11 protein-coding genes are annotated in these 12,566 nt (G+C 40.8%); 4 read left to right on the plus strand and 7 right to left on the minus strand.

Annotated elements, in window-relative coordinates; translation table 11 throughout:
• The first annotated feature begins 3 nt into the window (after positions 1 to 3).
• From glf to FVF72_RS00655, 3 genes are read left to right on the plus strand one after another with little or no spacing between them, the layout of a single operon-like run.
• Positions 4 to 1,143: a UDP-galactopyranose mutase gene (gene glf / locus FVF72_RS00645; RefSeq protein ID WP_147670928.1), complete on the plus strand. Its 1,140-nt coding sequence runs from the start codon at positions 4 to 6 to the stop codon at positions 1,141 to 1,143.
• A complete protein-coding gene (locus FVF72_RS00650; RefSeq protein ID WP_255503746.1) occupies positions 1,143 to 2,168 on the plus strand; it encodes a glycosyltransferase family 2 protein in 1,026 nt (341 codons plus the stop codon). Before glf ends, FVF72_RS00650 begins: the two co-directional genes overlap by 1 nt.
• Before the next feature lie 48 nt (positions 2,169 to 2,216).
• Positions 2,217 to 3,155 (plus strand): nucleotide-diphospho-sugar transferase, encoded by a 939-nt coding sequence (locus tag FVF72_RS00655; protein WP_147670929.1) that lies wholly within the window; start codon positions 2,217 to 2,219, stop codon positions 3,153 to 3,155.
• Here the strand turns inward: FVF72_RS00655 and FVF72_RS00660 are convergent.
• From FVF72_RS00660 to FVF72_RS00690, 7 genes are read right to left on the minus strand one after another with little or no spacing between them, the layout of a single operon-like run.
• On the minus strand, positions 3,142 to 4,209 hold the full coding sequence (locus tag FVF72_RS00660) for a Gfo/Idh/MocA family protein (protein WP_147670930.1): 1,068 nt from the start codon (positions 4,207 to 4,209) through the stop codon (positions 3,142 to 3,144). The two genes, FVF72_RS00655 and FVF72_RS00660, sit on opposite strands and share 14 nt — an antisense overlap.
• Complete coding sequence (locus FVF72_RS00665) at positions 4,202 to 4,870, minus strand: bifunctional 2-polyprenyl-6-hydroxyphenol methylase/3-demethylubiquinol 3-O-methyltransferase UbiG (RefSeq protein ID WP_147670931.1); 669 nt, start codon at positions 4,868 to 4,870, stop codon at positions 4,202 to 4,204. Before FVF72_RS00665 ends, FVF72_RS00660 begins: the two co-directional genes overlap by 8 nt.
• Positions 4,870 to 6,963, minus strand: a complete 2,094-nt coding sequence (locus tag FVF72_RS00670) for a DUF2206 domain-containing protein (protein WP_187239649.1) — start codon at positions 6,961 to 6,963, stop codon at positions 4,870 to 4,872. The genes FVF72_RS00665 and FVF72_RS00670 overlap by 1 nt, the downstream gene beginning before the upstream one ends.
• A gap of 26 nt (positions 6,964 to 6,989) precedes the next feature.
• Positions 6,990 to 8,189, minus strand: coding sequence for a glycosyltransferase family 4 protein (locus tag FVF72_RS00675; protein WP_147670933.1), 1,200 nt, complete (start codon positions 8,187 to 8,189; stop codon positions 6,990 to 6,992).
• Positions 8,190 to 8,201: 12 nt separating this feature from the next.
• Positions 8,202 to 9,359 (minus strand): glycosyltransferase family 4 protein, encoded by a 1,158-nt coding sequence (locus FVF72_RS00680; RefSeq protein ID WP_147670934.1) that lies wholly within the window; start codon positions 9,357 to 9,359, stop codon positions 8,202 to 8,204.
• Between the two features lie 4 nt (positions 9,360 to 9,363).
• Positions 9,364 to 10,497 carry a glycosyltransferase family 4 protein gene (locus FVF72_RS00685; RefSeq protein ID WP_147670935.1) on the minus strand — a complete coding sequence of 378 codons (1,134 nt, stop codon included), beginning with the start codon at positions 10,495 to 10,497 and terminating at the stop codon, positions 9,364 to 9,366.
• A 10-nt stretch (positions 10,498 to 10,507) separates the two neighbouring features.
• Positions 10,508 to 11,164 carry a glycosyltransferase family 2 protein gene (locus tag FVF72_RS00690; protein WP_255503747.1) on the minus strand — a complete coding sequence of 219 codons (657 nt, stop codon included), beginning with the start codon at positions 11,162 to 11,164 and terminating at the stop codon, positions 10,508 to 10,510.
• A 195-nt stretch (positions 11,165 to 11,359) separates the two neighbouring features.
• On the opposite strand from FVF72_RS00690, the gene FVF72_RS00695 reads away from it, so the two are divergent.
• Complete coding sequence (locus FVF72_RS00695; RefSeq protein ID WP_255503748.1) at positions 11,360 to 12,523, plus strand: D-glucuronyl C5-epimerase family protein; 1,164 nt, start codon at positions 11,360 to 11,362, stop codon at positions 12,521 to 12,523.
• The last annotated feature ends 43 nt before the right edge of the window (positions 12,524 to 12,566 follow it).

Consider the following 12,566-nt stretch of genomic DNA (forward strand, 5'->3'; position numbering starts at 1 on the left):
GAGATGTTCGATTATATCATAGTAGGGGCAGGTCTTGCCGGTTCTGTTATGGCTGAGAGGATAGCCAGTGAACTCGATGAGAAAGTACTGATCATTGAGGAGAGAAACCACATCGCAGGTAACTGCTACGATGAAAGGGATGAGAACGGCGTACTCGTCCACCGCTACGGCCCCCACATATTCCACACGGACCATGAGGACGTCTTCAGGTACCTCTCACGGTTCACGGAGTGGAGGGAGTACCAGCACCGTGTCCTTGGGTTCATCGACGGTGTGAAGGTTCCCCTGCCCTTCAACTTCAACAGCATGGAGAAGCTCTTCCCCCCCAGCCTCTTTCACCGTATTCAGGAGAAGCTCCTTGAACGCTACGCCTACGGTTCAAGGGTCCCCATACTTGAACTTTCAGGGGAGGATGACCCTGATGTGAGGTTCCTGGCGGACTACGTCTACAGGAAGGTCTTCCTCAACTACACCATGAAGCAGTGGGGTTTAAGACCAGAGGAGATCGACCCGGCAGTCACAGAGAGGGTCCCTGTGGTCCTATCCAGGGATGACAGGTACTTCCATGATAAGTACCAGGCTGTGCCCCGGGAAGGCTACACGCAGATGATAAGGAGGATGCTCAATCACAGGAACATAAAGCTCCTCTTAAATACGAAGCACAGTGAGGTCCTGGAGCTGAGGGATGATGGGTTCAACTTCATGGGTAGGGAGTTCCATGGGAGGGTTATATTCACTGGTAAGATAGATGAACTCTTCAATTACACCTTTGGGAGGCTACCATACCGTTCACTTGACCTCCACTTTGATAGGCTGGATATGGAGTGGTTCCAGGAGGTTGCAACCGTGAACTACCCCAATGATTATGATTTTACAAGGATAACCGAGTTCAAGCACCTTCACCCCGTGAAGGCCGATGTTACAGTTACACTCAGGGAGTACCCCTGCAGCCATGATGAAAGAAACGATCCCTACTACCCTGTATTCACAGAGGAGTCCCGGAAGATGTACAGGGAGTACAGGAAAATTGCAGAGGAGATCGGGGACCTCACACTCCTTGGTAGGCTTGCAGAGTACCGCTACTATGATATGGATGATGTGGTGAAGAGGGCCCTTGAGGTATTTGAAGGGGAGGTGAGGTGATGACCTCCAGGGATGCTGTTGATGATTTGAGGGTGGCTGCAGTTGTGGTGACCTATAACCGGAAGGAATTACTCATGGAATGCCTGGAGGCCCTCCTGAGGCAGACAAGACCCCTCCAGGCGATATACATCATAGACAATGCCTCCACCGACGGAACACCAGAATTACTACACAGAGAGGGCTACACCCCCAGCCTGGAGGGAGGAACACTAACCAGAAAAAACCTCCACAATCAGGAGGAAATCAGGATCATCCACATAAGACTACCAGAAAACACCGGCGGAGCAGGAGGATTCCACGAGGGAGTCAAAAGAGCCTACCATGACGGATACGACTGGATATGGCTAATGGACGACGATGCAGAACCACTGAAGGATAGTCTTGAGAAGTTGCTGCCCTATGCCTCAGATGGGGTTTTTGCCCTTGCAAATCTCAAAATAGCCCCTGATGGAACACCACAATATGGTCATCGAGGTTTTTTTAACTTTAAAAATTCAACTCTTGTTATTCCTATAACCCAAAAAGACCTTAAAAAAGATTACTTAGAAATTGATCATTCATCATTTGTAGGAATAATGATAAGTTATCAGGCGATTAAAATTGTCGGGTTTCCTAAAAAGAAGTTTTTTTTACACTTTGATGACTTTGAATATTGCACAAGGCTGAGAATGGGGGGGAAGATCCTCCTTGTACCATCTAGTCTAATTTTACATAAGGATCAAGCAAGAAAAAACAGAGTCATCAAAAAAATCCTTTGGATTAAAATTCCAATTACACCATATAAAAATCTCTGGTTAAATTATTATGGTATGAGAAATAAGGTTTGGATTCTTAAAAATAATATGACAAAATGGAAATTCTATTTATACTTTTTAAGGTCAATTTTACTCTCCTTAGGAGCACAACTTGTAAATGGTGAAAAAATAACAAGGAGGATTTTTTTTATCTTAAGTGCTTACATAGATGGTTTTAATGGTGAATTTGATAATGAAAAACCAAAGAAGATACTATATGAAAAGGTGTAGCTTATGGATTGTCCCATTTTATTTATAATTTTCAATAGATTAGATACCGTGAAGAGAGTTTTTGAACGAATAAAAAATTCAAAACCTTCTAAATTATATGTTGCATCAGATGGACCTCGAATTACTGAAAAAGGTGAAACAGAAAGGGTAATGAAAGTTAGAAAATATGTAATGTCAAATATTGATTGGAATTGTGAAGTAAAAACACTTTTTAGAGACGAAAATAAAGGTCCTCGTTATGGTGTGGCTGATGCCATAAATTGGTTCTTTGAGAATGAAAAAATGGGAATTATCCTTGAACATGACACTCTTCCCTCACCAGATTTTTTTAGGTTTTGCTCAGAACTACTCGAACATTATAAAAATGACAAAAAAGTTGGTATGATAAGTGGCTTCAACCCCTTTTATAAAGAAATAGATGTAAGTTCATCATTTTTCTTTTCGAAATACAATTTGTGCTGGGGATGGGCAACCTGGAGACGTGTATGGAAAGATTACGATGTTGACATGAAAGAGTGGGGTGAACTAAGAAAAGAAAATATTTTAAAGGATTTCAGTGATAAATGGTTAGTGAGAAAACAAAAGGAGCTTTCATTTGATATACACTTTTATAAAATACACGATCAAAGCTGGGATTCTCAATTCTCCTATATTCTTTATAAAAATAGTTTATCATCAATTGTTCCTTCTGTAAATTTGATCAAAAATATAGGGTATAATTCAGAGTTTTCTGTCCACTGTAAAGGCACAGCGCCACCTTATGTACAAAAGGCTAATATAATGTACTTAAAATTTCCCCTAAAATATCCTAAAAATCACTGTACATATCCACAATGGGACGCATTTGTTGAAAACTATATATATAATACAAATTTTCTAACTATTTTGAAAATGTATATACAAAGTTCAGTTGGTAAAAACAGAAAATTTAAATTTCTATATAATTTTTTAGTGAATGTTCATGATAAATTCTTTAGAGAGTATTAATTATTTCAAGGAACGTTCTCGTCGATGAGTATGCCTCCTCCACAGTATAGGGCATATCAACGTCATTCAGTAAGTATTCAATGAATGACCTGAATAGTAGTTCATGTGCACGTTTTCTTTTACCTGTTATGAAGTCAGTGAAGTTTCTGAATGTCGATGAAAGTATCTGGGATGAATTTGAAATAGCATCCCTGAGTATCCTGAACTCTGGGAGTGGCTGGTGGGGAAGATATCCATCAACGCATCTACCCTGCACCGTGAATGTCTGGTTTGATCCATCAAAATTTACTATCAGATTCTTTCCATAAACCCTTATGGACATTGGAAAAGTCCACCTTGGACTGTTAAACGAAACATGAATGCTACCAAACTTATCTCCACTATTGAATGTAGAAAACAGCTCATCAAAATCAACCCATTCATATACGCCTCTCTTTGAAGTGTAAACGTCACGTATACTGAGTTCACCTATAAGATTAGTGAGAACATATACAGGGTGAATAAGATTCTCCCCAAATCTTCCCCCCGGAAGATCATGGACCCAGTGATTCCTATCCGCAATCATTTCATCATTGGATGTGTGAAGCATCCTTATGTCCACACCAAGGACATCAACATTATTTTTTTCAATTATTGACCTTAACTTCATGATTGGCCATTCAAATAAAAAGTTGTGAATTATACAGAGATTAACCTCATCCTCAAATTTTTTATATGTCCTGAGGATCGCATCTGCATCATCCCCATTCATTACCATGGGCTTTTCTAGTATAACATCATGCCCTGCCTCCATTGCCTGTATGACGAGGTCTTTATGGGTCATTGGGGGTGTGCAGATATCTATCATCATCTTGTCGTCTGAGTCCAGTATTTCATCAAATTCAGTTGTGAATTTTCCGATACCCCATTTTTCAGCAGTATTTGAGGCCAGTTCCATGTTTATGTCACATAAGACTTTAACGTCAGCTTCAGGAATGTTCTTCCAAGATGGTAGATGTATCGTATTTGCTACTTCTCCCGCTCCAACAATTGCAACATCAATTTTCTTAGTCATCGGAATCCTCCAGTTTTCTTAATATGAGTGTCTGTCCCTGTCTGAATGGTGGGTAAGGCGAAGTGATTAAATAAAGTGCTTTTGCTGGACCCTCCAGTTTAAAGTAATTTTTGTACTGGTGCATTATAACCTCAAAGCCCGTCTTCCTTGAGTAATCCAAAAGTTCATTTTTTGTATACTCCCTAAAGTGACCAGGATCTTCTCCTTTCCTTATACGTTCAAAGGGGTGTATTCCCACTATCATTTTAAGTCTCTTGCCTATAGCTGTGGCATTGGGGGTCTGTAACACCAGATACCCCCCCCTTCTCAAACCACTTTTAAGAAAATTGAAAACATATTCTGGTGCCACATATAAATGTTCAAGGACCTCTGCAAATATTATGGCGTCGAATTTAGGTAGTTTCACCCATTTTTCAGGATATCTGGAATTATTTAGATCAAATTCAATATGGGGGATATCCTGAGAGATTTCGACTATCTTATCAAGTTTAGTATTTTCTAATGGAAATCCAAGGGTTGTTAAATTCTTATATTTCTTATATAATAGGGCTGTAAGTGGACTTCTACCAATATCAAGTACTCTTGAACTGGGTTTAAGATGGCTCCCGAGAAGATCTAACAGATAAATCCACCTTTCCTCATGAAATCTATAGTAGTCCATCAGAATCCTCCTAAAATTACTGCACCACCATTGTCATAAATCCTATCTTTATCTCCAATGAGATTTTTATAGTCCCCAATGGGTTCAACATTATCCATTTTCAGTTTACCCCCAATGAATCTAGGTGGCCTTCCAGGTGAATCCAGGAACACGAGTCCCCTATTCACATTTGCCCACCTTAGATAAATGTAACCCTTCTCCCTCTTTGTTTCATTTGTGAAGAACTCTGTATTCAATTTTGGAGGGTTATAGAATCCCTGAAGTATCCTTGAGTAACCAAAGGTATCCGTGTTTACTGTGAAGTTTCCACCGTTACTTGAAAGCCATTTTGCAGCTGTCACCTCACTCGTAAAAATAAAGGCCTCATACCTCCTCTCACCTTCACTGTTATATGCATAGGAGTAGGGTATTCCTGCAAAGTGATAGTTGAGATAGCTGACACAGGAAAAGAGCAGAACGAGAACAAGAAGGATCATGGGTAATTTCAGCGATTGTCTTTTAAGTAAACTCACAAGTTCCTGGATACCCATTATAAAAAGAGGTGTGAGGATCACAAGCATCTGCGTGAATAATCTTGTACCCCCATAACCCTTTGATATGAACGGAAGTATTATAAATGATGCCAATAGACCCATTGCAATTAATATTGCCGCTGTGTACTCCCTGCTTATATCATCCCTTCGATGGAATAGAATGCTTAGGAAACCGACCCCTATAAGTAAGAATACTGTATCATGTATCATGACACTCATGAAGTTTGGAAGCTGTGCTATACCAATCCCCACTACTGACTGCTCCGCGTTGTTTCTCATATCCACGGCGAAGAAATCTGCCATACTTGAAAAAGTTGTCTTGAAAAATTTAACCGCATCATTGAATGGTGCCCCTGTTGCCTGTGCATACCATGCAAAGACAACCACAAAGAATAGTACAGCCACTGAGACACCGAAGAAGTAACTCCTTTTTGGTCTCCCAATGGAGAACCTTTTAATGAGCCATGCAACGGGTGGGATGAGAATAGTGAGGATTGCAAAAACATATGCTGTTGTGTAATGTGAGAGAACCGTTGAAACCATGAAGATTATAAAAAGGATCTTCTTATCTCTCCTCCGTAAACTTGAAGTTAAAACCATTATCGCCAGGGAGAAAAACACGAGGGCGATGAGCTGTCTGCACCAGCCGAGAATATATATGAATGAGAACTGGAATATAAAGAGGAGGGCTGCATAGAAAGCCATGGTTCTATCCTTCAGTATCCTTTCACTTATAAGGTAAACTGCGAGTGGCATTATCGCCCCAATGAATCCATAATATAATTTAAAGATGTAGACCGCAGGCACATCAAGAATCAACCGGTATATCGCAGGAAGTATCGTGATGCTGAGGCAGGCATTGTATGCATTGTTAATTGCACCTGAAACGCTCCAGTGCCCATTCATGAGTACCGTGCGGAAGAGGTAATATTCTATATGGATATCCCTACCTATTAGGTAACTTGAGGGAAGCCCATTCATTATAAGAAGTGAAAGACCGATATTGAAGAGAGCAATGGGGTATGCTGAGTGATGTAGCCGCTCTCTCACTAGTGTTAAAATTATCATGTAAATGGGTATTGTGAGAAGGACACCCAGAAGAACCGTGTTAATGTGATAGGTGTTCATTAAATAGGAGCCAATAACCGTCAGAACTGGAAGAGCTAATGAGAGCATGGCAGGAGAGAAGATAGTGCCCTCAAAATTAAATTTATGCTCCCCAGATGGCTCTGATCTCAGGTAGTATCCTGTTAAGAGTATAAAAATAAGGATGTTCAGTGCAACAACCACTGGTCCAATGGTTATTGGTCTTGAAATAAAGGGGTAGGTGGAATTAAGTAAGAATCCTGTGAATATTAGAAGGGAAATACTGAGCCCTGCCGATAGTAGAGATTTTTCAAGTAATTCGAGATCAAGTCGCATGATCTTTACAAGTAGATAGCCAGGGACAATATTAAAGAATATAAACGGTATGGACTGTCTTAGGATTGGGATGTCCATTAGGATAGTTATATCCACGAGCGCCAGTAATATCAGCAGGTAAATTATATCCTTTCTCATTTTAAACATCTACCTTAACCATGAAATTAAAAATCGTCTTTTTGAAGAAGGTCTTTATAAATACTGATTAACCTTTCTAATGTAACCTCTATCTGGTATTGTTTGCAGGATTCATAAGCTCCATGCTCAAGTCCCTCAAGTATTGATGGGTTTTCTGCAATTTTATTAATTAAGCTTGCAAGTTCACTGACATTACCAGCTTCAAAGAGAACCCCATTATAACCATCAGTTACGAGTTCAGGTATTCCCCCTATCCTGCTTGCAATTACAGGTGTCGAGTTCATAAAGCTTTCATAAATCACTAGTGGAGAGTTATCATACCATATTGAGGGTAAAACCGTCGCATTGACCATCCTGTAAAGACTCTGCAGTTCATCACCTGTAAGAAAGCCGTGAAATTTTATCCTGTTATCACCCTCAGCAAGTTCTTTGAGTTCCCCTTCCATTGGACCCTTGCCAGCGATGTGAAGCCTTAAGTTGTCACCTTCAACCTTTCTGAAACTTTTTATTAAAATATCGGGTCCCTTGTGCTTTGAAAGTGAACCTGCAAATAGTATGTCTATTGTATCATAGGTTTTTTTGCAGCGTTTGGGAGTATGTTCTATGGGGTTTGGTATCACTATTTTCTTCGAATTTCTGAATAAGCTATCTGATTCAAGTTTATTAACTACAAATTTTGATGGCGCCGTGACAGTGTCTGGTTCGTCTCCGATGATGATACTCTGTATGGTGTTATAGAATTGACAGGCAGGATTTCTCCTGTAACATATCTCTCCATTTCCACTGAGAAGGCTACTTCTCACACATATAGGGGAATAGTCATGTGCTGTGAATATGAGTGGAACCTCAAGGTCCTTTACAGCCCTGAAAACCAGGGGGGATAGGCCCTTATAATTATGTAAATGTACAATGTCAGGTTCTTCTTTTCTAAGGATTTCCTTGACCCTCATATATGCCTTAATATTTATAAGTTCTATCAGGTGCCATAAAATCCTCTTGAGGTTATGTTGTTCATGAAATTTTGTGATTGAGTAAAGATTCAGAGGTAGCCTGTAGACCCTTACACCATTAAGAGTCTCCTTGAGAGGTTCTTTTTCATTATTTGTTGTTATAACAAAAACTTCATTGCCTCTTCTGACGAGTTCATCGGCTATTTTTTTAACAACTATTTCTGCTCCGCCCATCACTTGAGGAGGGTATAAACTTGAAATAAAACCTATCTTCATTTTGACTAGTCCTCACAGTAATTGATTTAATGTATCTTCAAATACCTTCTCGGTCATCCGAACCGACTTATCCCATGTGTAATTTTTCATTACCATTTTTCTACCATTTGATCCCATCTTAGCGGCAAGTTCCTCATTATCGAGCAGTCTGGTTATTGCATTCGCCAGCGCCACCGGATCTCCAGGAGGTACAAGAATGCCCGTTTCACCATCTCTTATAACATACTTTATTCCGCCGACCTCTGAACCTATAACAGGTTTGCCACAAGCATTCGCCTCAATTAGGACCATTCCAAAACCTTCAGCCACGCTGAGTGTTGGAAGAACAAGAAGTGATGAGAGTCTGTACAGTTCAATGAGTGACTCTTCATTTATAAAGCCTGTGAATATTGTTCTATCACCGATTCCAAGTGATTCAGCAATCTTCTTATATTCTGGAATCATGTCACCTGTACCTGCAAGTATCAGGTATGTTTCATCTGATTCAATTCTGCTGAAGGCCTTTAAGAGGATTTCAACCCCCTTATGTGTGTGTCCCCGATTCATTGAACCGACAAATAGTATAGACTTTGATTCCTTATTTAATCCATATTTAATCATTGCGCTGCCTTCGGAGGGACTGTAAAGTTCAGGGTCAACGCCTGGAGGGATCAACACTAATTTTTTTGAAAATCCTTTCATTATCTCTGATTCATTATAAACGTATGGTGATGGAGTTATTATCCTATCAGCAGCCCTTAGGGTGATCTGGAGGAGGGTGTGATTATAAAGAGATGAAATCAAACTCAAAGGCCCTCTATTTTTAACCACGTCATTATGGTAAGTTAGAACAAAGGGGACTCCTGCCCTCTTACTTACAATTGCAGACATGTCTGCGTAAAATGGTACCGGCATGTGCGCATTTATGATATCAAAGTTTTCTTCCTTAAGAATTCGTGAAATAAAATTTACTAGATGAATGTCTAGAGGCGTGTTTGAAAGAGAATTTTTGGTTTTAAGCCTCCTGACCATTATGCCATCCAGGATTTCTTCTTTAACACCATCTGTACCTGTGGTGATTACGTTTACATCATGACCCTTCTCCAGAAGTTTCAGTGATATATTGTAGGTGTAATGTTCAACCCCCCCTGTTTTTGGAGGAAAATATGGTGTTACGATGAGTAGTTTCATGAAATCACCGCACTACTGAACTATAAATTGATATGAGTTTTTCCACATTCTCTGACCAGCTAAATTTCTCAGCATGTTTTCTTGCGTTCTGTGACATTTCATTTAGTATATCCCTGTTTTCTTTAAGAAATCTTATCTTTTCAACCATCTCACTGGTATTATCAACTACATATCCATTTAGACCGTCACATATAAGATCAGCGTGTCCTCCACTATCCTTCACAATAACAGGAAGTCCAGAAGCTAGGGCCTCAAGCATTACTAATGGGGAAGATGCTTCACCCTTTCTCGAAGGGAATATAAGAACATCTGCACTCCCATAGTATTCTCTTAATCTCTTTTTATTTGAGATAATTCCAGTGAGGATTACATTTTCAATTTTATCCCTTTTTAGCGTTTCCTTAATTTCATCCATCTTAGGACCATCACCTAAACAGATAAAAATTGCTTCATCTCTCAGATTTTTCGCAACATCGATAACAATATCTATACCCTTCTTATAGGTGAATCTGCCAACGAATAAAACTTTAAATTTTTTATCAGATTTTTTCTTATTATGATTTTGAATAAATTTTTCAATTTCTACAGCATTTGAAACCACTATGGAGTTCCTAGCAAACCTTTTAGAAATATAATTCTTTATTTCTTCTCCTACTGAAAGTATTACATCCACATTTTTCACTACATAATATGAAAGCATTTCATTAATGCTAAAGAGCATTCTATAAAGCGATTTTTCATATTCAATAAAACCAACATGTACTGTTAAAACAACTGGTTTACCCAATTTTTTCGCGATCTTAGTGGCAAAAAGGGAACTCACATAATACCTATCATGGACATGGACAACATCAGCTTCCTGAATAAATTTTTTTAAAATTTTTTTGAGCTCAAATAAATTAAAAATTGGCTGGGGTATATCAAAGTTACGATATAAAAAATCACTTGCAGAGACCCTATAAACAGTTATGCCACCGTAGTTCTCTATTTTTTTCAACTTTGTCTGGTTACCAATGTTGCTTGTAATTACAGTGACATCATGACCCCTCTTAACAAGTCCCTTGGCCTGTTGAAACGCTACCTCCTCAAGACCACCTATGAAAGGATAAAAATGATGAGCAATGATCACTATTTTCATCGAAACACCATTATCTTAACCTCTCAAAGATGAGCGTCTTGAAGATTCTGAAACCATCAGGGAGGGATGAAAGCTTGGGTTCATCGGACCTCCTCCTGTAGGAGATGGGGACCTCGACTATCCTGAGGTCTGACCTTGCAAGTTTTGAGAACATCTCCGCCTCCAGTTCGAATCCAGGATACTTCAGTCCCCTCTCTAGGAGGTAATCTATGGCCCTCCTCCTGAAGGCCCAGTGTCCGGTGCAGACATCACTCACCGGGTTGTACAGTATGGTGGCTGTGAGGCTCAGTATATGGTTCCCGATCCTGTTGAGACGGGATATTGAGCCATCCTCCATTTCCCCCCTCAGTCTTGAGCCGAGTACCACATCAGCCCCCTCCCCCTTAAGTACATCTATCAGGAGTGCTGAGTCCTCAGGGGAGTATGTGCAGTCGGCGTCCATCATAATGGCATACTCTGTCCTCACATTCCTGAAGGCTGCGAGCATGGCATTCGTCTTACCCTGCCTCCCCTCAAAGATGACCCTGACACCACGTGATGCTGCAATCTCAGCGGTCCTGTCAGAGGAGTTATTATCAACCACGATTATCTCAGCGTCAGGGTAGAGCATCATTATCCTGTCGAGGAGTTCCCCAATGGATCCCTCCTCATTGTAGGCAGGTATCATGAAGGTTACATCATCCAGTTAGGACACCCCACATGGCGGTAATACTGATATCAACATTGCAACACCATTCCTATAAGTGTGAATAATTTTTTCTATAATATGGCCTTCTCCATTATAAAAAGGTTTCCATTCAGGAAATATTCACCCACCTTTATATGGGGCGCCATTCAAGATTATATAACAGGGGGGATAATATTGAAAATATTTTTTCCAGTAATCCTTGGCCTGATTTTTATCATTGCATGCAGTCCATCCCATGCCGTGGATAACAACACAGACTGCAACGGGACACCCGACCACCTGAACCGCTCATACTACCTGGACAGTTACCAGGAACTCCTGAAGGGGGCCGTTAAAAATAATACGAGGATAAGGAACCACCTTTATAAGCGGTACACATCCACAGGTGATAGAAGGTACTATCAGGCATACATAGATGCAGGATATGCCGTTAAACTCTTCTCAGGGATCAAAAGTAAGCGGGCCCTTAGGAGTGATGAGAAGATCATAGAGATCAAGACCATACAGGCCAATAACGCCTACTACTCCAGGAAACTTTCACCATCAGATACGATAGTGATTGTATTCAACAGCAGGGCCTGCCAGTTCAGGAACATGCCTGTCCCGGAGTTCAGGAGCAACCTACCCTTTGTCTACTATAAGAGCAGGGGATGGCACATTTACCCTGTAACAACATCCAACCTTGCAGGTGGCTGCAGGAACACTTCTGACTTCCTTGAAGTGATGGATGAGCAGAAACTCACGGTAAGCTTCAGGACGTACAGGGGTATGCGCTACGCGGTATTCCCCATGTACTTCGACTACCATGGATCAGGTACTGGCTGGCTTGACAGCTTCGCCCAGGGAAACCTCGCGGGCCACTACGCCAGGGCATACAACCTCACAGGTAACAGGGGGTACCTTGACCTCTCAAACTCCCTCATAAACAGTTTTTATGCGCCTACGGGCCTTGTAAAACCGACAACATACGGTAACTTCTACCTCCACTACAACTTCATGAGGGAACACTACATCCTCAACGCCCACCTCATCTGCACACTTGGACTCCACACCGCCTACAGTTACACCGGGAACTCAAGGGCTCTTAACCTCTTCCGAACTGGAGTATCAACCTTCAGGAGGATGAACTGGAGGTTTGACAGTGGACGATGGACATATTACGCCGTGAGCGGCAGGTACTACAAGCCGGCATGGCTAGCAAGTGAAAGCTACCATAGACTCCATGTACAGCTTGCAAACAGGGTCTGGAAAGCAACAGGGGACAGCTACTACCGCAGCGTTGCCTTAAGGTGGAACAGTTACCTCGAAAGGAAGGGACTCAGACCCGAGAGGATATGAAAAAGATCATCCTTTAGAACCTTCCCATAAAAAATTAATTTTT

Source organism: Methanothermobacter sp. KEPCO-1, from assembly GCF_008033705.1.
Classification (GTDB): Archaea; Methanobacteriota; Methanobacteria; order Methanobacteriales; family Methanothermobacteraceae; genus Methanothermobacter; species Methanothermobacter marburgensis.